Below are 19,056 nucleotides of genomic sequence, written 5' to 3'. Positions count from 1 at the left end.
ACCCTCTGTAAATTACAGGGCATGGTGAGCGGCTTCGCTATGCCCAAAATCTGGAGACAGATTGCGATGGATATTCCAGTTACTGCTACAAAGACCGGGCGTCGCCGCTACCTGACGCTAATCATGATCTTTATTACCGTGGTCATTTGCTATGTTGACCGCGCCAACCTTGCCGTGGCCTCGGCCCATATTCAGGAAGAGTTTGGGATCACCAAGGCGGAAATGGGCTACGTCTTCTCGGCGTTTGCCTGGCTCTATACGCTCTGCCAGATCCCCGGCGGCTGGTTCCTCGACCGCGTGGGGTCGCGTCTGACCTACTTCATCGCCATTTTAGGCTGGTCCGTGGCGACCCTGTTCCAGGGCTTCGCGACCGGGCTGATGTCACTGATTGGCCTGCGTGCTATCACCGGCGTTTTCGAGGCACCCGCGTTCCCCACCAACAACCGTATGGTCACCAGTTGGTTCCCGGAGCATGAACGTGCCTCTGCGGTGGGCTTTTACACCTCCGGGCAGTTTGTCGGCCTGGCGTTCCTGACCCCGCTGTTAATCTGGATCCAGGAGCTGCTAAGCTGGCACTGGGTGTTTATCGTCACCGGTGGGATCGGCATTATCTGGTCCCTGATCTGGTTCAAGGTCTATCAACCGCCGCGTCTGACAAAAAATATCACCAAAGCGGAACTGGACTACATCCGCGACGGTGGCGGCCTGGTAGACGGCGATGCGCCAGTGAAAAAAGAGGCGCGTCAACCGCTGACCCGCGCGGACTGGAAGCTGGTCTTCCATCGTAAGCTGGTGGGGGTTTATCTCGGTCAGTTTGCGGTTACGTCGACGCTGTGGTTCTTCCTGACCTGGTTCCCGAATTACCTCACCCAGGAAAAGGGGATTACCGCGCTGAAAGCGGGCTTTATGACCACCGTACCGTTCCTTGCCGCATTCTTTGGCGTGCTGCTCTCGGGCTGGCTGGCGGATAAGCTGGTCAAAAAAGGCGTCTCATTAGGTGTTGCGCGTAAAACGCCGATTATCTGCGGGCTGCTGATCTCAACCTGTATCATGGGCGCCAACTACACCAACGATCCGGTGTGGATTATGACCCTGATGGCGCTCGCGTTCTTCGGCAACGGTTTTGCCTCTATCACCTGGTCGCTGGTGTCGTCTCTGGCGCCGATGCGTCTGATTGGCCTGACCGGTGGTGTGTTCAACTTCGTCGGTGGACTCGGCGGGATCACTGTGCCGCTGGTCATCGGCTACCTGGCGCAGGACTACGGCTTTGGCCCGGCCCTGGTCTACATCTCCGCCGTGGCGTTGATTGGCGCGCTCTCCTACATCCTGCTGGTCGGCGACGTGAAACGAGTAGGCTAATCCCTGCGGATGTTTTACCCTGATGCGATAACTGCGCATCAGGGTATCCCATGAAACAAATCACCTTTGCTTCCCGCAACCACCAGCTCACCAATACCAATACCTGGACACCGGACAGCCAGTGGCTGGTCTACGATGTGCGCCCGTCCGGGGCATCGTTCACCGGCGAAACCATAGAGCGGGTAAACGTCGGTACGGGCGAGGTTGAGGTGATTTATCGTGCCACGCACGGCGCGCATGTCGGGGTGGTGACCGTTCATCCTGCACAAGACAAATACGTCTTTATCCACGGCCCGAAAAACCCGGATGCAGACTGGCAATACGATTTTCACCATCGCCAGGGCGTGATTGTCCATAACGGCCAGGCGAGCAACCTCGATGCCATGGATATCACCGCGCCCTATACCGCAGGCGCACTCCGTGGCGGTAGCCATGTACACGTCTTTAGCCCGAACGGGCAGTTCGTCAGCTTCACCTATAACGACCATGTGTTGCATGAGCGCGATCCAAAGCTCGATTTACGTAACGTTGGCGTCGCCGCACCCTTTGGCCCGGTCATCCCGCAGGGCAACCATCCTCATGAATATCCGGGCACCTTCTGGAGCGTGCTGGTAAGCCGCACGACGCCGAACCCACAGCCGGGCAGCGATGAGATCAACCGCGCCTATGAAGAGGGCTGGGTGGGCAACGGCAGGCTGGCGTTTATTGGCGATACCCTGTCTGTGAAAGGCGAAAAAGTGCCTGAACTGTTTATTGTCGATCTGCCCAAAGACGAGCAGGGCTGGAAACAGGCAGGCGATGCGCCATTGCAGGGCACGCCAGAGACGATGCCAGCACCGCCTGCTGGCGTGCTGCAGCGCCGTCTGACCTTTACCCATCAAAAGGTGTATCCGGGGCTGGTGAACGTGCCGCGCCACTGGGTGCGCAGCAACCCGCAGGGTACGCAGATTGCTTTTCTGATGCGTGATGACAACGGCATTGTCCAGCTGTGGCTGGTCTCACCGGAGGGGGGCGAGCCGCGTCAGTTAACGCATACCGAAAGCGGTATCCAGTCGGCATTCAACTGGCATCCTTCGGGCGACAGTCTGGGATTTGTGCTGGAAAATCGTATCGCCTGCTGCGATGCGCAGACCGGAGAGGTCACGTTTTTGACGTCCGATCACGGCAATCCGCCGTCTGCCGATGCGGTCGTCTTTTCCCCGGACGGGCGCGCTATTGCATGGATGGAGGAGAAAGAGGGTTTCCGCCAGCTGTGGCTAACGGAAACCGTACAGGATTAGCGTCGCGGCATCTCGGCGGGCGGGATAACGGCGTTGGTTGCCAGATTTTGCTGCTCGCTTTTCTCAACGCGCGAGCGTACGGAGCTGTCCGTGCGGAACATATCCCAGGGCAGCAAAAGCGTATCGGCCACTGCCGTGAACGGCATATCGAGGATCACCAGGGATTTGGTGCCCCAGTTCGTGTCATCATCGGAGATCATCGCCGCGCTGGCGCGCGTCCCCGGATATGTTCCTTCTTTACCGCCGGTGTGAGACATCACGCTCGAACACCCGCAAAGTAAAACCACCCCGCTGAACGTCGTCAGCTTAATCAGAACATTTTTCATCATCACTCAGTCATCGTTAATGGCACTGCATAGACCTGCAACTCTGGGTTATAGCGAGCCTTGTTGAAAATGAATAGCCCAATAACCCCGCACTGTGGCAGCCATCGCAATTTAACCCTTTGTGCTGTTGTCCCAGTCTAAGCGAGAAGCTCAAAAGTGCAAAAAAAAGTGCGAACGTCGCGGTTGAAAACACCGTTTCCAGACCCATTTTAAGAATGTAACCCGATAACGAGCACGCCTGATGGGTGTTCGGGGGCGCAATGGCCTGTCCATGGTGGAAGGCTAAAATTTCTCGCTGATTTCAGGAGCTTTTATTTATGCGTAACTTCGATCTTTCCCCGCTATACCGTTCTGCAATTGGTTTTGACCGCCTGTTTAATCATTTAGAAAATAACCAAAGCCAGAGCAACGGCTACCCTCCATACAATGTTGAGCTGGTTGATGAAAACCACTACCGCATTGCCATTGCTGTCGCCGGTTTTGCAGAGAGCGAACTGGAGATCACCGCGCAGGACAACCTGCTGGTGGTGAAAGGTTCACATACGGCCGAGCAGAAAGAACGTACCTACCTTTACCAGGGCATCGCCGAGCGCAACTTTGAACGCAAGTTCCAGTTAGCGGAGAACATTCACGTTAAAGGCGCGAATCTGGTCAACGGTCTGCTGTTTATCGAGCTGGAACGTGTGATTCCGGAAGAGAAAAAACCGCGCCGTATCGAAATTAATTAATGCCGCGGGTCGCGTCAGCGGCCCACTCAGAATTGCTTGCCGAACCGGGAGCATATGCGAATCCACAAGGATTTGCAGGAACAACTGTGCACAAAAATAAACTGTGCCGAACTCGCTTCTCAGAAGGAGATTTAGTATGCGTAACTACGATTTATCCCCCCTGCTGCGTCAGTGGATTGGTTTTGACAAACTGGCTAACGCCCTGCAGAGCACCACTGAGCACCAGACGTTTCCGCCGTACAACATCGAAAAAAGCGACGATAACCACTATCGCATCACGCTGGCGCTGGCCGGGTTCCGCCAGGACGATCTGGATATCCAGCTCGAAGGCACGCGTCTGACCGTGAAAGGGGCGCCGGAAAAACAAGAAACCGAGACCAAATGGCTGCATCAGGGTCTGGTGACTCAGCCGTTTAGCCTGAGCTTTACCCTGGCAGATCATATGGAAGTCTCCGGCGCGACCTTTACCAACGGGTTGCTGCATATTGACCTGGTCCGTAACGTGCCGGAAGCCATCGCGCCACAGCGTATCGCCATTAGCGAGCGGCCGGCGCTGAATAGCTAATGCTGTGCGGGCTGGTGCCCTCACCCCCAGCCCTCTCCCTGTGGGAGAGGGTGAAAAGTTAAAGCCCTGCCCCGGCAGGGCTTTTTTGTGCGCCATCACCCATACAACGCCCTTTACCTCTGAGAGAATCCTTAACATAACTAAGGTTATGCAAGGAAGTGGATCATGAGTGATATCGCGTTAACCGTCAGCGTGTTGGCCCTGGTCGCTGTTGTTGGATTATGGATTGGCAACATCAAAATCCGTGGCGTCGGGTTTGGGATCGGTGGGGTGCTGTTTGGCGGCATTTTTGTCGGACACTTTGCTGACAAACTCGGGCTGGTTCTCAGCGCCGATATGCTCCACTTTACGCAGGAGTTCGGCCTGATCCTCTTCGTCTATACCATAGGCATTCAGGTCGGGCCGGGCTTTTTCGCCTCATTGCGGGTTTCCGGATTACGCCTCAATCTGTTTGCCCTCGGCATCGTCGTAATGGGCGGGCTGGTCACCGCTATCCTGCATAAACTCTTCGCAATTCCGCTGCCCGTGGTGCTGGGCATTTTCTCCGGGGCCGTGACTAACACGCCCGCGCTGGGTGCGGGCCAGCAAATCCTGCGCGATTTAGGTATCGAACCCGGCATTGTCGACCAGATGGGGATGAGCTATGCGATGGCTTATCCGTTCGGGATTTGCGGCATTCTGCTCTCCATGTGGCTGGTTCGGGTGCTCTTTCGCATTAACGTCGACAAAGAGGCGAAGGACCACGAAACCACGCTTACCAACGGCCATATGCCGATCAAAACCATCAACATCCGCGTCGATAACCCCAATCTGAACAACATGGCGATTCAGGACGTGCCGATCCTGAACAGCGCCAATATTATCTGCTCGCGCCTGAAACGTGACGAAATGCTGATGGTGCCCGCGCCTGGCACCATTATCCGGCAAGGCGATCTGCTGCACCTTGTCGGGCAGCCCGGGGATTTAAACAACGCGCGGCTGGTGATTGGTCAGGAAGTGGATACCTCGCTCTCTACCCGCGGCACCGACATGCGCGTGGAGCGTGTGGTGGTGACTAACGAGCACGTTCTGGGCAAGAAAATACGCGATTTGCAGGTAAAAGAACGTTACGACGTGGTTATCTCTCGTCTCAATCGCGCCGGTGTTGAACTGGTCGCCAGCCCGGAAGCCAGCCTGCAGTTCGGCGATATTCTTAACCTGGTCGGGCGTCCGTCGTCCATTGACGCCGTGGCGGATATGGTCGGTAACGCTCAGCAAAAACTGCAGCAGGTCCAAATGCTGCCGGTGTTTATCGGTATCGGGCTGGGCGTGCTGCTTGGCTCCATTCCGCTGTATATACCGGGGTTCCCGGTGGCCCTCAAGCTGGGTCTGGCGGGCGGGCCGCTGATTATGGCGCTGATCCTCGGGCGAATCGGCTGTGTCGGTAAGCTCTACTGGTTTATGCCGCCGAGCGCCAACCTGGCGCTGCGCGAGCTGGGCATTGTGCTGTTTCTGGCGGTCGTCGGGCTAAAATCCGGTGGCGATTTTGTCGATACCCTGGTCAGGGGGGAAGGGATGAGTTGGGTCGGCTATGGCATCTTCATCACCGCGATCCCGCTGCTGACGGTCGGCATACTGGCGCGAATGTTCGCTAAAATGAACTATCTGACGCTGTGCGGCATGCTGGCGGGGTCGATGACGGATCCACCGGCGCTGGCCTTTGCCAATAGCCTGCACGCCACCAGCGGCGCGGCGGCGCTGTCGTACGCTACGGTCTATCCGCTGGTCATGTTCCTGCGCATCATCACCCCGCAGCTACTGGCGGTGCTGTTCTGGGGGATGAGTTAGCAGGTCGTCCGGGTGGATGCGCCGCAGATGGTAGTCCACCTGGTAATCACTGGTATTTCGGAACATCACGGAATAGTTAAGGAACTCGCCGCTGTCGCTGTAGGAGAGAGAGGTAATGCGCAGCAGCGGCGTTTGCTCCGGCAGGTTCATGTAACCAGCGAGTTGTTTATCGGCCAGTACCGGCGTCAGGCTCTCGTAATTGCCGCTGATTGTAATTCCGCACTCCTTCTCGATGTAATCAAACTTTGACCCTTCCAGATGCGCCAGCGAGAGGTTGCGAAACAGCTTCACGGGCATAAAGCTGTCCTCCAGCATCAGCGGTTTTCCGTCCACGTAGCGCACCCGGCGGGAAAAGTAGATCCGCTCATCCACCTGGATCCGCAGCTGGCTGGCGATGGCGGGCGGGGCGGGCATCACTTCAAACTGCAACACCTTGCTCTGTACCTCTTTGCCCTGCTGACGCAGTACCTCCACCAGCCCGGTGAGGTTGGTGGTTTCATGGTGCACATCTTTGCGTGCTACAAACGTCCCGCTGCCGTGCCGCCGCTCAACCAGCCCCCAGCTCACCAGCAGATCCAGCGCCTTGCGAATGGTCATGCGCGCCACGCCAAACTCCTGCGCCAGCGCTTTCTCACCCGGAATGGGGCTGCCGATGTTGTAGTCCGATGAATTCAGCCGTAGCCGTAATCGGTCGGCAATGGATTTGTAGATCACCAGTAGACCTCTCTGCCCGTATCAGGGCGTGGATTGCATCCTGACATGTCCATATTTACAGCGAAAAGTAGACCTGATTGGTCAAAATAAAACCATGAATGCGATCACGAATCGCAGCGGCACGCCATGTTCGCGCATCAGTAACTTCTTATGCTCACCTCAGGCCAGCACAAAACCATAAAGGCCTCTCTCCCCTACAGGTTGTTACGTGAGGATTTAAAGATGCTCAGTCAAATACAACGTTTTGGTGGTGCCATGTTTACCCCGGTGTTGCTGTTTCCCTTTGCCGGGATCGTGGTGGGAATCGCCATCATGCTTCGTAATCCGCTTTTCGTGGGCGAAGCCTTAACGGCTCCTGATAATCTGTTCGCGCAGATCGTGCACATCATTGAAGAGGGCGGCTGGGCGGTGTTCCGCAATATGCCGCTAATTTTTGCCGTTGGCTTACCGATTGGTCTGGCGAAACAGGCGCAGGGCCGCGCCTGTCTGGCGGTGCTGATAAGCTTCCTGACCTGGAACTACTTCATCAACGCGATGGGGATGACCTGGGGCCACTTCTTTGGCGTCGACTTTTCCGCCGAACCGACGGCGGGAAGCGGGCTGGCGATGATTGCCGGGATCAAAACCCTTGATACCAGCATTATTGGGGCGATTGCGATTTCCGGTATTGTCACTGCGATCCATAACCGCTTTTTCGAGAAACCACTGCCGGTTTTCCTGGGCATTTTCCAGGGCACCTCGTTTGTGGTGATTATCGCGTTTTTCGTCATGATCCCCTGCGCCTGGCTGACGCTGCTGGGATGGCCGAAAGTGCAGATGGGCATTGAGTCCCTGCAGGCGTTCTTACGCTCCGCCGGTGCGCTCGGCGTCTGGGTGTATACCTTCCTGGAACGCATTCTGATCCCAACCGGGCTGCACCACTTCGTCTACGGTCCGTTTATCTTTGGCCCGGCCGCCGTTGAGGGCGGAATTCAGGTCTACTGGGCGCAGCATCTTCAGGCGTTCAGCCAGAGCACGCTGCCGCTGAAAACCCTGTTCCCGGAAGGTGGTTTCGCGCTGCACGGTAACGCTAAGGTGTTTGGATCGGTCGGGATTGCGCTGGCGATCTGGTACACCGCCTCACCAGAAAACCGCGTCAAGGTCGCGGGCCTGCTGATCCCGGCCACGCTTACCGCCGTGCTGGTGGGGATTACCGAACCGCTGGAGTTTACTTTCCTGTTTATCTCGCCGCTGCTGTTTGCCATTCACGCCGTGCTGGCGGCCACCATGGCGACGGTGATGTACACCTTTGGCGTGGTGGGCAACATGGGCGGTGGCCTGCTGGACCAGTTCCTGCCGCAAAACTGGATCCCCATGTTCCATAACCACGCTTCAACGGTATTCACCCAGATCGGCATCGGCGTCTGCTTTACCGGCCTTTACTTCGTGGTCTTCAAAACGCTGATTGAGCGTCTGAACCTCAAAACCCCGGGTCGTGAAGAGAGTGAAATCAAACTCTACAGCAAGGCGGACTATAAGGCGGCGCGCGGACAAACCACCGCCCCGGCTGCCGCCAGCCAGCAGGTCGGCCAAGCCGCCGGATTCCTGCAGGCGCTGGGCGGCGCGGCCAACATCGAAAGCATCAACAACTGCGCCACCCGCTTGCGTATCGCGCTGGTCGACATGGCGCAAACCCAAAGCGATGAGGTGTTCAAAGCCCTCGGCGCACACGGCGTAGTGCGACGCGGCAACGGCATACAGGTGATCGTTGGCCTGCACGTTCCGCAGGTGCGCGACCAGCTGGAATCGCTGATGAAAACCCCTTTAACGAATGAACAAACCACCCTGACAGAGGCTATATCATGAAAAAATTCTCAGTTGTCATTGCAGGCGGCGGCAGCACCTTTACGCCTGGTATCGTCCTGATGCTGTTAGCCAACCGTGACCGTTTCCCGCTGCGTGCCCTGAAGTTTTATGACAACGATGGCGCACGTCAGGAAACCATCGCCGAGGCGTGCAAAATTATCCTTAAGGAACAGGCACCGGAGATTGAGTTTAGTTACACCACCGATCCAAAAGCGGCGTTTACCGATGTGGATTTCGTGATGGCGCACATCCGCGTGGGCAAATACCCGATGCGCGAAAAAGACGAGAAAATTCCGCTGCGTCACGGTGTGCTGGGTCAGGAAACCTGCGGCCCGGGTGGGATCTCTTACGGCATGCGCTCCATCGGCGGCGTACTGGAACTGGTGGATTATATGGAGCAGTACTCCCCGAACGCGTGGATGCTGAACTACTCCAACCCGGCGGCGATTGTGGCGGAAGCGACGCGCCGCCTGCGTCCGCATGCCAAAATTCTCAACATCTGCGATATGCCAATCGGTATTGAAGGGCGCATGGCGCAGATTGTCGGCCTGAAAGACCGCAAACAGATGCGCGTGCGTTACTACGGCCTGAACCACTTCGGCTGGTGGACATCGATTGAAGATCTGAACGGTAACGATCTGATGCCGAAACTGCGCGAATACGTGGCGAAACACGGCTATGTTCCGCCTTCGGAAGATGCGCATACCGAAGCGAGCTGGAACGATACCTTCGCCAAAGCCAAAGACGTGCAGGCGCTCGATCCAGATACCATGCCAAACACCTATCTGAAGTATTACCTCTTCCCGGACTACGTGGTCGCGCACGCCAACCCGGAGCGGACCCGCGCCAATGAAGTTATGGATCACCGTGAGAAGCATGTATTCAGTTCGTGCCGGGCGATTATAGAAGCCGGAAAATCCTCTGCCGGGGAGCTGGAGATCGACGAACATGCCTCCTACATCGTCGATCTGGCGACGGCGATTGCCTTTAATACCCAGGAGCGGATGCTGCTGATTGTGCCAAACAACGGGGCCATTCATAATTTTGATGCCGACGCGATGGTGGAAATTCCGTGTCTGGTGGGCCATAACGGGCCAGAGCCGCTCACCGTGGGTGATATCCCGCACTTCCAGAAAGGGCTGATGAGCCAGCAGGTGGCGGTGGAAAAACTGGTGGTGGATGCCTGGGAGCAACGCTCGTACCAGAAACTCTGGCAGGCAATCACCCTGTCAAAAACCGTACCGAGCGCGTCGGTCGCGAAAGCGATTCTGGATGACCTGATCGAGGCCAATAAGGATTACTGGCCAGAGCTGCATTAACCCTCCTGACCGGCATCGCCTGATGCCGGTCTCCTTGTCCTGGCCGATTTACGCTATGCTGAAGCCTGCCTGCAGCATGACAAGGAGCCTTCATGAAAATTTCCCGCCTCGGTGAAGCCCCGGACTACCGCTTCTCGCTGGCCAATGAACGTACATATCTGGCGTGGATCCGTACCGCGCTGGGCTTTCTGGCCGCCGGCGTCGGTCTTGATCAGCTCGCGCCCGATTTCGCCACGCCGTTGATTCGTGAAGTGCTGGCGCTGTTGCTGTGCCTGTTTGCGGGCGTACTGGCGATTTACGGCTATCTGCGCTGGCTGCGTAACGAAAAGGCGATGCGCCTGAAGCAGGATCTGCCCTATACGCGTGGGTTACTGATCATCAGTGCGATTTTGCTAACAGTGGCGGGCGTGGTGATGGTGCTGGTGGTGTATGGCGGATAGTCGCAAAGCGCGGCGCGAAGCGGACCCCGGCCTGCAGCCGGAGCGGACGTCGCTGGCGTGGCTGCGCACGCTGCTGGGGTATGGCGCGCTGATTGCCCTGGCGATTAAGCACAACTGGCACCGCACGGGGCTACCCTTCTGGATCTCACTGGTTGTGCTGGCGCTGGTGGCCATCATTTTATGGCGCTATACCCGCAGCCGTAACGTGATGGACGTGGCGCAGGACGATTTTGTGCAGCCGAAGGCGGTGCGGGATAAGTTCCTCATCGCCCTGGCCGTGCTGTCGCTATCACTGCTGTTTGCGGTAACTCACATTCAACAAATTGTGCACCTGTAGGCCGGGTAAGGCGCAGCCGCCACCCGGCATAATTACTTCCCTTTCGCCAGATACTTCGCCATCTCGTCTTCCGGCACCATGCCGCCGCCGGTCGCCCACACCAGATGGGTGACGTTGGCATCAGCCTGAACACGCAGCGGCCCGGCCATGCCCGCCAGCGCCGATGGCTCCAGACGAATCCCTTCCTCCTGCGCCAGCCAGCCGAGCATGTCGTACATGCTTTGATCGGAAAGGGTATAGAACCCGTCGAGCAGACGTTCCATCGCGCGGCCGACGAAGCCCGACGCGCGTCCGACCGCCAGCCCGTCCGCTGCCGTCACGTTGTCGATACCCAGATCTTGCACGGCAATCTCATCGTGCAGGCCGGTATAAACCCCCAGCAGCATGCACGGGGAGTGCGTGGGCTCGGCAAAGAAGCAGTGAACGTTGTCGCCAAACGCCAGCTTCAGACCAAACGCCACACCGCCAGGCCCCCCGCCAACGCCGCACGGCAGATAGACATACAGCGGGTGCTCTGCATCCACCACACGGCCCTGTTCGGCAAACTGCGCCTTCAGGCGCTCGCCGGCAACGGCATAGCCCAGGAACAGGGTGCGGGAGTTTTCATCGTCGATAAAGAAGCAGTTCGGGTCGTTTTCCGCCGCTTTTCGCCCTTGTTCCACCGCCACGCCATAATCCTGCTCATATTCCACGACGGTAACGCCATGGCTGCGCAGTTTGGCTTTCTTCCACTCGCGGGCGTCGGCGGACATATGTACCGTCACCTTAAAGCCGATGCGTGCGCTCATGATGCCGATGGACATCCCCAGGTTGCCGGTTGAACCCACCGCAATGCTGTACTGGCTAAAGAAGTCTTTAAAGCGCGGTTCCAGCAGGATGCTGTAGTCATCTTCAGTGCTCAGCAATCCCGCTTCCAGCGCCAGTTTTTCCGCGTGGGTCAGCACCTCGTAGATGCCGCCGCGCGCTTTAATCGAGCCGGAGATGGGCAGATGACTGTCTTTTTTCAGCAGCAGCGTTCCGGGAAGAGCCTTGCCAGATTCTCTCTCTATCCGTTTTTTCATGGCCGGAATAGCAACCAGCTCAGATTCGATAATCCCGCCCGTTGCCGCGGTTTCCGGGAAGGCTTTCGCCAGATATGGCGCGAAGCGGTTGAGGCGCGCATGCGCGTCGTCCACGTCGGCTTTGGTCAGCCCGACATAGGGCAACCCTTCTGCAAGCGAAGTGGTTCGTGGGTTAAGCCACGTGGTTTCTTTCAGGGCAATCAGATCCTCAACCAGAGGAAACTGTGCGGTTAAAGCAGTGATAGTTGCGTTTTCCATAATACGTCTCGTCGCGCTCAGATAATGAAAGAAAGCAGGAATGTGCCGCCAAGTGCAAGCACCGAGGCGATAAACGTCGCCGTCGTATAGTATTTGAAGGTCTCATTCAGGGTCGCGCCGCAGTATTGCTTGACCAGCCAGAAGAGCGAATCGGTCACGATCGTGCAGCCAATAGCGCCGGAACCGATGGCAATGGTGATGATCTCCGGGCTTACGTTCGGATAGAGCGGCAGCATCGGCGCCACTATTGCGGTCGCCCCCATCATCGCGACCGTAGCGGAGCCTACAGCGGCATGCAGCACCAGCGCCACCAGCCAGGCGAGCAGGATCGGATGCATGTGCAGGTTCGAGAGAATATGCGCCAGCGAATCTGCCAGCCCGCTGGTTTTGAGAATAGCGTTGAACGCGCCACCGGCACCAATAATTAACAATATGTTCGCGATAGAGCCAAAGCCGTGCTCCGTATGGGTCAGCATTGCGCCCATGCCCATATGCTGGCGGATCCCCAGCAGGTAGTAGGCGACAAATACAGCGATAAACATTGCCGTGATCGGGTTGCCGATAAACTCCAGCAGGGTATACAGCGTGCCTTCCTTCGCCATATTGAGCTCAGCGAGGGTCTTCACCAGCATCAGAACAATCGGCAGCAGCACCGTAAACAGCGTTGCCCCCAGCGACGGCAGGGTATGCTCCTCCCGCACCTTCAGGTCGGAAAATTCTGCCGGAACCGGTTTATACGGCAGACGGTTGCCGAGCAGTTTCAGGAACAGCGGGCCACCGACCAGAGATGCCACCAGACCCACCAGCAGGCCGTAAACAATCACCGTTCCGACGTCCGCACCTAATTTGTTGGTGACAAACAACGCAGCCGGATGCGGCGGTACCACGCAGTGCACCGCCATCAGTGCGGTACAGAGCGGAATGGCAAGCTTAAGCAGCGACGTATTCGTCTTTTTGGCGATGGAAAACGCCAGTGGGATCAGCAGTACCACGCCCACTTCCACGAACAGCGTAATACCGCAGATAAGACCCACCAGCACCATAATGACGTCCGCTGACAGCCAGCGGCAGCGCTGTAGGGTGATCCCGATGCGCTCCGCCGCACCGGAGACTTCCATCATCTTACCCAGAATGGTACCCAGGCCGATGACTGCTGCCAGGAAGCCCAGCGTACCGCCAATCCCGCTTTCAATGGCATTCACCATATCCAGCGGGCTCATCCCCATCATCGCGCCGACGAAAAAGCTCGCCAGCAGCAGCGCAAGGAACGGGTGAAACTTCAGTTTTACGATGGTTAAAACAATCAACACAATGCTGACAAGCAGCGTTACCACAACCCAGACCGGCGATCCCATATCTCACCTCAACCTTATGTCATCTGTGGGTATTGGACGAAAAAACGGCGTGAGCTGACAAACGATAAAAATTGCCGTTCAGGTGAGCCAGATTGGATCAACTGAGTGACTGAACTCAAAAAAGCGCACTTATTTCGCTGTTGGTTCACATAAATTCATGCCTGGGCGGTATGCTGGGCGCAGAAATAACGTGTGAGAATTGTGATGACCGATGCGAATGAAGTCAGAAACCGGCTGCTAAATGGCTGGCAACTGTCAAAAATGTACACTTTTGAAGTGGCTGCCCGGCATGAATCCTTCGCGCTGGCGGCGGCGGAACTGTCGCTCAGCCCCAGCGCGGTGAGCCACCGCATCAACCTGCTGGAAGAGGAACTGGGCATTCAGCTGTTTGTCCGCTCGCACCGTAAAGTTGAGCTGACGCAGGAGGGAAAGCGCGTTTACTGGACCCTAAAATCATCCCTCGACACCCTGAATCAGGAGATCCTGGATATTAAAAACCAGGCGCTGTCCGGTACGCTGACGGTGTATTCCCGGCCGTCAATCGCCCAGTGCTGGCTCGTCCCCATGCTGGGGGATTTTACCCGCCGCTATCCGTCGATATCTCTCACCATTCTCACCGGTAATGAGTACGTCAATATGCAGCGAACCGGCATCGATTTAGCCATCTATTTCGACGATACGCCGCCAAACTACCTTTCTCATCATTTCTTGATGGACGAGGAGATTTTGCCCGTCTGCTCGCCCGCATATGCCCGCGAGCATGCGCTGTTGAAAAACCCCGATAACCTCAGCCACTGCACGTTACTGCACGACCGTCAGGCCTGGAGTAATGATTCCGGTACGGATGAGTGGCTCAGCTGGGCGCAGCATTTTGCGATGAATATGCCGTCATCATCGGGTATTGGCTTCGATCGTTCCGATTTAGCGATAGTGGCAGCCATGAATCATGTGGGCGTGGCGATGGGGAGAAAGCGGTTGGTGCAAAAGCGCCTTGAGCGGGGCGAGCTCATCGCCCCGTTTGGCAACAAGACCCTCAAATGCCATCAGCACTATTACATCTCAACGCTTACCGGCCGTCAGTGGCCGAAAATTGACGCTTTTATTGGCTGGCTAAGAGAACTGGCAGGCTGAAGAATTATTACGCTTTGACGCTACACCAAATGCGAGAAAGCGTGCTAAATACAGGTAATGCTTTTGATTTATCCAGGGTAAACCGTGTTAAAGCCTCTTATTGCGACCGTGTTACTTCTCTCTTCCGGCTGGGCGATAGCCGCCGAGCCGCCGCTGACGGCTGCGCTTTATGCACAAAAGCTGGGTGTGGGTATGGACGTGGACTGGGCGCGCACCGAGCGCGGGATACGGGAATTCGACCCGCTGGTGGTACGCGACTTTCGCGCGAAAGGCATCAGCCATGTGCGTATTCGCGTGGCCGATGAGCCGACCGAAGCACGGCTGATCCACCTGCGTAAGCTGGTGGAAGCCTGCGAGCAGTACGGCGTGATCCCGATTATCGCGTATCAGGCGGACAGCTATAAAAACGATCCGAAAGCCGATAACGAAAAAGAGGTTACCGACTGGTGGATTGCCGTGGCGCACTATTTCGGCAAACGTTCGCCGCTGCTGGGCTTTGACCTGATTTATGAGCCTGCGGACAAGCTCAACCACAACGCAGCCTCGCTCAACCGGGTGTATGAAAAAACCATCAAGGTCATCCACAGCATTGATGCGGACCGGATGATCTTCATCGCTCCCCGCCTGCGTGCGGCCCCCGAAGATCTCCCCAGCCTCAAGCTGCCTGCGCACAGCCAAAACTTCCTGCTGGCGGAGTGGCATATCTTTCCGTGGGGGCCGCTGAAAAATAACGGCAAATACCCGTGGACCTCCGGTACGGCGGCGGAGAAAGCGGCGATTCACAATCGCATCGCGACGGCGCTGCGCTGGCAACAAAAAACCGGACACGTCAGCTGGGTCGGGGGCTGGGGCGTGGGGGAGTCAAACCGCTTTACACCCACCGCGTCGCAAATGGCCTTTGCCACGTTTATGGCCTGCGAGCTGCAAAAGGCGAAAATACCCTACGCGATTAACGCCGATTTCCAGTTTTATGACGGAGAGGAGGGGGCCTGGCGGCCAGCGCCAGAGCCGCTGCTGGAGGCGATGATTGCCCCGGCGTGTGAAAAGCCCGGCGAGAAGCCGGGCCATCATGCGGTTAAACAGGCTGCTCGTGGTGGGGAACACGCGACGCCAGCGGCAGCCAGCACAGCAAAATCAGTAGCCCCATCAGCGTCATCAGTAAACCCAAACTAGCCTGCCCGGTTTGCGGCATCATGGCGGAGAGCCAGGCCAGCGCGCCGGAACCGATGTTTTGCAAACCGCCCACCAGTGCACCCGCCGTACCCGCGAGGAACGGGAACGGCTCCATGGCGCCGCTGGTGGCAAGCGGGAACAGCATCCCCGCGCCGAAGAAGAACAGCGCCGCCGGGATCAGCAGCGTCCAGACGGTCATTACGCCAAACAGACCCGGGATCCACATCATCAGACCAGCCAGCAGGCAGCTGATAACAGACTGCCACATCAGCGTTGAGAAGCGTTTGTTCTGACGTCCGGCGAACCAGGCCCCAAAGAACGCCGCCGGGATCGGCAGGATAAACAGAATACTTACCACCATGCTGCTCAGGCCAAGCCCCGCTCCCAGCAGCACGCCAGAACAGGCTTCGAACACCGCAATGCCCGCCAGACCGCCGATCAGCATCAGCAGGTAACAGGTAAAAGCCCCGTTGCCGAACAGCGTTTTGTAGCTGGCGAGAAGCTTCGTGCGCGGTGCGTCCTGGGGACGGGTTTCCGGCATCCAGCGCGCCATACTGAAGGTGACAATCACGCACAGCACCAGCAGGAAGGCATAGCAGGCGCGCCAGGACCACATTGTGTCCAGCAGGCCGCCAATCAGCGGTGCCAGCAGCGGGCTGACCAGAATACCCATATTCAACAGGCTGTTGGCATGGCGGAGTTGCGTGCCCTGATACATATCGCGCGGTAAGGTACGCGCCATCACCCCACCGACGCCCGTGCCTACCCCCTGCAGCGCGCTGGCGGCAATTAGTACGGTCAGGCTATGGGTGGTAATAGCAATCACCGTCGCGACCATGAAAATGCACATGCCGGTCAGAATGACCGGACAGCGGCCAATGCGGTCGGACAATGGTCCGTAGAACAGCTGCGAAACGCCATAGGTCAGCAGGTAGGCGGCCATCACGCTTTGTACCGCGCCCTCGCGGACGTTGAGTTCCTTTGCCATGTCGGCAATCGCCGGAATGTAGATGGTTTGCGCCATCTGACCGACGGCCACCAGTAACACCAGCATCAACAATAAGTTAACGTTCCTTTGTTTTTTCATGTCGCTGAATACTTTTGCCAAAAGAGAAAAATGAAGAATAAGTGACTACGCATTCCCATAAATGCGCGAGGAATCTACCACAATGAGATGACAAATTAAGCATTGTCATGATGAATGAAGAAGAGGATTAAGGCAGGTTTTGTAAACAAGAACGGCAACTAATGTTGCCAGTGAATTACGCCAGACGCAGCAGGATCGCACCGGCTGCAATACCCAACGCGGCAGCGATACGCAGACCGGCAACCTTTTCTTTTAAAAGCACAAATGCGATCAGCGCACCGAAGAGTATGGAGGTTTCACGTAGCGCAGCGACAACCGCCAGCGGAGCCTGCGTCATCGCCCATAAGGCCAGGCCATACGAGCCCATGGTTCCCACCCCGCCGAGCAACCCCTTTTTCCAGTACAAACGCAGGTAGCTGGAAGCTTCGCGGCGTCGCGCCACCATTGCCCAGCACAGCAGGCAGAAGCCGTTCATAAAGAAGGTCCACAGCGTATAGCCCAGCGCGGTATCCGATAAACGTACGCCCGTTCCGTCCACCAGCGTATAGCCGGCGATAAAGCAGGCGTTCAGCAGTGCCAGCCAGATCCCCTTGCGAGACTGCAGTCGGCCATTCATCGCCATCGCGAGGATCGACAGGCAGATTACCCCGATGCCCGCCCAGGCGAGCCAGGAGAGGCTATCCCCGAGCACCAGCACGCTGATCAGCGCCACCAGCAGTGGGGCTGTTCCGCGCATCAGCGGATAGGTCTGGCTCATGTCTGAGACCTGATACGTCTTCGCCACCAGTACCGTGTACACCACCTGCAGCGCGCAGGAGACCACTAAAAATGGCCAGCTGGCTACGGAGGGTTGAGGAGAAAATGGCAATAAAACCAGTGCAATGAGCGTGGCGGAGCCGCTAACGCTGATCGCCGAGTAAAGCTTATCCGTTCCGGCTTTGACAATGGCGTTCCAGCTGGCGTGCAGCAGTGCGGCGAACAGCAAAATACAGAAAACGGAGAGGGTCATGGCGTCTTTGGCGGTGAATTGTCACTCAACTGTAACATTCACGACCTGATGTCGCCAGCCAGCTACACCGCGCAAAAGAGACGATGGGTAACCCGTGGCTCGTCTGACACCAGCCTGAAGCCTGCCCGACGGTAGAAGCCGCAGGCCGTATCGGGTGCATGGGTATTGAGGAAATCAAACCAGATGCTGGCATCGGCCATCACCACCGTTAACAGCTGTTTACCAATGCCCAGACCGCGGCACTTCTCGCTGACATAAAGATGGCGAATACGTCCGGCACGCGGCTGCTGGCTGAACGGATCGCGGTTAAGGCCGCAGACGCCCACCAGCTTGCCGTTTAAAAAGGCACCCAGCAGCTTTTCACCCGGCGCGTTAAAGCGGTTTTCACCACGCTGCCAGTTCTCTTCCAGCCTGCGCAGCATATTGAAATTCGCCGCGATGCTTTCGGCTTTCAGCGCGATATACCCGGGCTCTTCCGGCGTGATGGGTTCAATTAACAGACGCGACATAGCATTCCCTCGTTATTAAAGAGGGGCGGTTGCCCGCCCCTCTCAGGTGCGACTTGAACCTGAATCACCGAAGGTATTTCAGGACAGCATCAAGCAGTTGCAGAACAGCAACAATGAGTTTGAGGATAAGTATCACCATATCCACTACGCTCATACGCGTCTCCTTTTGGTAAAAAGGAGCACGATGCTGGCGTACCTTTCCGCCGCCTGTTGCCAGCACCTCGATTGACGTAACACAGTGTGCTCACTTCAGAGGGTTAAGGCACTGACGGCACCACCCGTTTCAGCCAGGACTTCGTTGCGTCGGTAGAACTGCGGCCCCCTCGCTCACTGCGAACATCCTCAGTATAGATAAATACTGTATGCATGAACAGTATTTTGTGGACAAAATTCGAAACCCATTCCATACTCAAAAACGTCAAAATCCGTGCCGGAATTGCGCGTTCGTCTTCGATCGCATATACTTCGTGCGTTGACGTAACACAGTGTGTTCTGCGGCAACCAACCGCAAAACCCTGAAAAAACCTCGCTCCGGCGGGGTTTTTTGTTTTCTGCTTTCTGTACAGAACGGGATGCCAGTTGATTTATTGACAACGTACCCGGCAGAAATAAGGTACATATTAATGTTTCAGTTAATAATCGGCTTTGTTGAATAAATCAGATTTCGGGTAAGTCTCCCCCGTAGCGGGTTGTGTTTTCAGGCAATACGCACGCTTTCAGGCATACCTGCTTT

General features: G+C 56.8%; 19 protein-coding genes and 1 other annotated feature. Of the genes, 11 read left to right on the top strand and 8 right to left on the bottom strand.

Annotated features, from left to right (window positions below):
* Positions 1 to 21 precede the first annotated feature (21 nt).
* A complete protein-coding gene (locus tag ACOTZF_RS21335) occupies positions 22 to 1,359 on the top strand; it encodes an MFS transporter (protein ID WP_161496901.1) in 1,338 nt (445 codons plus the stop codon).
* A gap of 50 nt (positions 1,360 to 1,409) precedes the next feature.
* A complete protein-coding gene (locus ACOTZF_RS21330; RefSeq protein ID WP_129253041.1) occupies positions 1,410 to 2,639 on the top strand; it encodes a DUF3748 domain-containing protein in 1,230 nt (409 codons plus the stop codon).
* Here ACOTZF_RS21330 and ACOTZF_RS21325 read toward each other — a convergent pair.
* Positions 2,636 to 2,968 (bottom strand): YceK/YidQ family lipoprotein, encoded by a 333-nt coding sequence (locus ACOTZF_RS21325; RefSeq protein ID WP_029883588.1) that lies wholly within the window; start codon positions 2,966 to 2,968, stop codon positions 2,636 to 2,638. The two genes, ACOTZF_RS21330 and ACOTZF_RS21325, sit on opposite strands and share 4 nt — an antisense overlap.
* A gap of 248 nt (positions 2,969 to 3,216) precedes the next feature.
* Positions 3,217 to 3,289: a sequence feature (ROSE (Repression Of Heat Shock gene Expression) occurs in the 5'-region of heat shock genes and acts as an RNA thermometer to modulate expression.), on the top strand.
* On the opposite strand from ACOTZF_RS21325, the gene ibpA reads away from it, so the two are divergent.
* The 3 genes from ibpA to ACOTZF_RS21310 all read left to right on the top strand — a co-directional run bounded on the left by ibpA (position 3,283) and on the right by ACOTZF_RS21310 (position 6,085).
* Complete coding sequence (ibpA, locus tag ACOTZF_RS21320) at positions 3,283 to 3,693, top strand: small heat shock chaperone IbpA (RefSeq protein ID WP_006177605.1); 411 nt, start codon at positions 3,283 to 3,285, stop codon at positions 3,691 to 3,693. (Overlaps the previous feature by 7 nt.)
* Positions 3,694 to 3,829: 136 nt before the next feature.
* The gene (gene ibpB / locus ACOTZF_RS21315; RefSeq protein ID WP_095440329.1) at positions 3,830 to 4,258 is read left to right on the top strand and encodes a small heat shock chaperone IbpB; all 429 of its coding nucleotides are present in this window, start codon (positions 3,830 to 3,832) and stop codon (positions 4,256 to 4,258) included.
* A gap of 165 nt (positions 4,259 to 4,423) precedes the next feature.
* Positions 4,424 to 6,085, top strand: coding sequence for a putative transporter (locus ACOTZF_RS21310; protein ID WP_013094791.1), 1,662 nt, complete (start codon positions 4,424 to 4,426; stop codon positions 6,083 to 6,085).
* On the opposite strand, the gene ACOTZF_RS21305 is transcribed toward ACOTZF_RS21310, so the two are convergent.
* Complete coding sequence (locus ACOTZF_RS21305) at positions 6,053 to 6,799, bottom strand: GntR family transcriptional regulator (RefSeq protein ID WP_013094792.1); 747 nt, start codon at positions 6,797 to 6,799, stop codon at positions 6,053 to 6,055. The two genes, ACOTZF_RS21310 and ACOTZF_RS21305, sit on opposite strands and share 33 nt — an antisense overlap.
* A 222-nt stretch (positions 6,800 to 7,021) precedes the next feature.
* Between ACOTZF_RS21305 and ACOTZF_RS21300 the strand changes: the two genes are divergently transcribed.
* The 4 genes from ACOTZF_RS21300 to ACOTZF_RS21285 all read left to right on the top strand — a co-directional run bounded on the left by ACOTZF_RS21300 (position 7,022) and on the right by ACOTZF_RS21285 (position 10,740).
* Entirely contained in the window at positions 7,022 to 8,644 is a 1,623-nt protein-coding gene (locus ACOTZF_RS21300) for an alpha-glucoside-specific PTS transporter subunit IIBC (RefSeq protein WP_013094793.1), read from the top strand.
* A complete protein-coding gene (locus ACOTZF_RS21295; protein WP_013094794.1) occupies positions 8,641 to 9,963 on the top strand; it encodes a 6-phospho-alpha-glucosidase in 1,323 nt (440 codons plus the stop codon). The genes ACOTZF_RS21300 and ACOTZF_RS21295 overlap by 4 nt, the downstream gene beginning before the upstream one ends.
* A 92-nt stretch (positions 9,964 to 10,055) precedes the next feature.
* A complete protein-coding gene (locus ACOTZF_RS21290) occupies positions 10,056 to 10,403 on the top strand; it encodes a YidH family protein (protein WP_013094795.1) in 348 nt (115 codons plus the stop codon).
* Entirely contained in the window at positions 10,393 to 10,740 is a 348-nt protein-coding gene (locus tag ACOTZF_RS21285) for a DUF202 domain-containing protein (protein ID WP_013094796.1), read from the top strand. Before ACOTZF_RS21290 ends, ACOTZF_RS21285 begins: the two co-directional genes overlap by 11 nt.
* Positions 10,741 to 10,772: 32 nt before the next feature.
* Here the strand turns inward: ACOTZF_RS21285 and dsdA are convergent, their stop codons facing one another.
* Positions 10,773 to 12,059: a D-serine ammonia-lyase gene (gene dsdA, locus ACOTZF_RS21280; RefSeq protein ID WP_048972031.1), complete on the bottom strand. Its 1,287-nt coding sequence runs from the start codon at positions 12,057 to 12,059 to the stop codon at positions 10,773 to 10,775.
* A 17-nt stretch (positions 12,060 to 12,076) separates the two neighbouring features.
* Positions 12,077 to 13,414, bottom strand: a complete 1,338-nt coding sequence (dsdX, locus tag ACOTZF_RS21275) for a D-serine transporter DsdX (protein ID WP_029881850.1) — start codon at positions 13,412 to 13,414, stop codon at positions 12,077 to 12,079.
* Between the two features lie 204 nt (positions 13,415 to 13,618).
* On the opposite strand from dsdX, the gene dsdC reads away from it, so the two are divergent.
* Both dsdC and ACOTZF_RS21265 read left to right on the top strand, forming a co-directional pair.
* Positions 13,619 to 14,545 carry a DNA-binding transcriptional regulator DsdC gene (gene dsdC, locus ACOTZF_RS21270; protein WP_062856156.1) on the top strand — a complete coding sequence of 309 codons (927 nt, stop codon included), beginning with the start codon at positions 13,619 to 13,621 and terminating at the stop codon, positions 14,543 to 14,545.
* Positions 14,546 to 14,629: 84 nt separating this feature from the next.
* The gene (locus ACOTZF_RS21265) at positions 14,630 to 15,718 is read left to right on the top strand and encodes a glycoside hydrolase family 5 protein (RefSeq protein WP_129253046.1); all 1,089 of its coding nucleotides are present in this window, start codon (positions 14,630 to 14,632) and stop codon (positions 15,716 to 15,718) included.
* Here the strand turns inward: ACOTZF_RS21265 and emrD are convergent.
* The 4 genes from emrD to tisB form a co-directional block, all read right to left on the bottom strand.
* Positions 15,621 to 16,805, bottom strand: coding sequence for a multidrug efflux MFS transporter EmrD (emrD, locus tag ACOTZF_RS21260; protein WP_129253049.1), 1,185 nt, complete (start codon positions 16,803 to 16,805; stop codon positions 15,621 to 15,623). The genes ACOTZF_RS21265 and emrD overlap by 98 nt on opposite strands.
* Positions 16,806 to 16,980: 175 nt before the next feature.
* Positions 16,981 to 17,814: an EamA family transporter gene (locus ACOTZF_RS21255; RefSeq protein WP_129253050.1), complete on the bottom strand. Its 834-nt coding sequence runs from the start codon at positions 17,812 to 17,814 to the stop codon at positions 16,981 to 16,983.
* A gap of 62 nt (positions 17,815 to 17,876) precedes the next feature.
* Positions 17,877 to 18,323: a GNAT family N-acetyltransferase gene (locus ACOTZF_RS21250; protein WP_013094803.1), complete on the bottom strand. Its 447-nt coding sequence runs from the start codon at positions 18,321 to 18,323 to the stop codon at positions 17,877 to 17,879.
* A gap of 64 nt (positions 18,324 to 18,387) precedes the next feature.
* Positions 18,388 to 18,477, bottom strand: a complete 90-nt coding sequence (gene tisB, locus ACOTZF_RS21245; protein WP_020684667.1) for a type I toxin-antitoxin system toxin TisB — start codon at positions 18,475 to 18,477, stop codon at positions 18,388 to 18,390.
* Between the last annotated feature and the right edge of the window lie 579 nt (positions 18,478 to 19,056).

The organism is Enterobacter cloacae complex sp. SHL021, from assembly GCF_049237765.1.
Lineage (GTDB): Bacteria > Pseudomonadota > Gammaproteobacteria > Enterobacterales > Enterobacteriaceae > Enterobacter > Enterobacter cloacae.
The sequence above is the reverse complement of the archived record's forward strand: the minus strand, read 5'-3'. Positions and strand labels throughout refer to the sequence as shown.

Bases quoted from the DNA above. Each gene is read 5' to 3' on its own strand.
- ACOTZF_RS21335 (WP_161496901.1), top strand. From the start codon at position 22: ATGGTGAGCGGCTTCGCTATGCCCAAAATCTGGAGACAGATTGCGATG.
- ACOTZF_RS21330 (WP_129253041.1), top strand. From the start codon at position 1,410: ATGAAACAAATCACCTTTGCTTCCCGCAACCACCAGCTCACCAATACC.
- ACOTZF_RS21325 (WP_029883588.1), bottom strand. From the start codon at position 2,968: ATGATGAAAAATGTTCTGATTAAGCTGACGACGTTCAGCGGGGTGGTT.
- ibpA (WP_006177605.1), top strand. From the start codon at position 3,283: ATGCGTAACTTCGATCTTTCCCCGCTATACCGTTCTGCAATTGGTTTT.
- ibpB (WP_095440329.1), top strand. From the start codon at position 3,830: ATGCGTAACTACGATTTATCCCCCCTGCTGCGTCAGTGGATTGGTTTT.
- ACOTZF_RS21310 (WP_013094791.1), top strand. From the start codon at position 4,424: ATGAGTGATATCGCGTTAACCGTCAGCGTGTTGGCCCTGGTCGCTGTT.
- ACOTZF_RS21300 (WP_013094793.1), top strand. From the start codon at position 7,022: ATGCTCAGTCAAATACAACGTTTTGGTGGTGCCATGTTTACCCCGGTG.
- ACOTZF_RS21295 (WP_013094794.1), top strand. From the start codon at position 8,641: ATGAAAAAATTCTCAGTTGTCATTGCAGGCGGCGGCAGCACCTTTACG.
- ACOTZF_RS21290 (WP_013094795.1), top strand. From the start codon at position 10,056: ATGAAAATTTCCCGCCTCGGTGAAGCCCCGGACTACCGCTTCTCGCTG.
- ACOTZF_RS21285 (WP_013094796.1), top strand. From the start codon at position 10,393: ATGGCGGATAGTCGCAAAGCGCGGCGCGAAGCGGACCCCGGCCTGCAG.
- dsdA (WP_048972031.1), bottom strand. From the start codon at position 12,059: ATGGAAAACGCAACTATCACTGCTTTAACCGCACAGTTTCCTCTGGTT.
- dsdX (WP_029881850.1), bottom strand. From the start codon at position 13,414: ATGGGATCGCCGGTCTGGGTTGTGGTAACGCTGCTTGTCAGCATTGTG.
- dsdC (WP_062856156.1), top strand. From the start codon at position 13,619: ATGACCGATGCGAATGAAGTCAGAAACCGGCTGCTAAATGGCTGGCAA.
- emrD (WP_129253049.1), bottom strand. From the start codon at position 16,805: ATGAAAAAACAAAGGAACGTTAACTTATTGTTGATGCTGGTGTTACTG.
- ACOTZF_RS21255 (WP_129253050.1), bottom strand. From the start codon at position 17,814: ATGACCCTCTCCGTTTTCTGTATTTTGCTGTTCGCCGCACTGCTGCAC.
- ACOTZF_RS21250 (WP_013094803.1), bottom strand. From the start codon at position 18,323: ATGTCGCGTCTGTTAATTGAACCCATCACGCCGGAAGAGCCCGGGTAT.
- tisB (WP_020684667.1), bottom strand. From the start codon at position 18,477: ATGAGCGTAGTGGATATGGTGATACTTATCCTCAAACTCATTGTTGCT.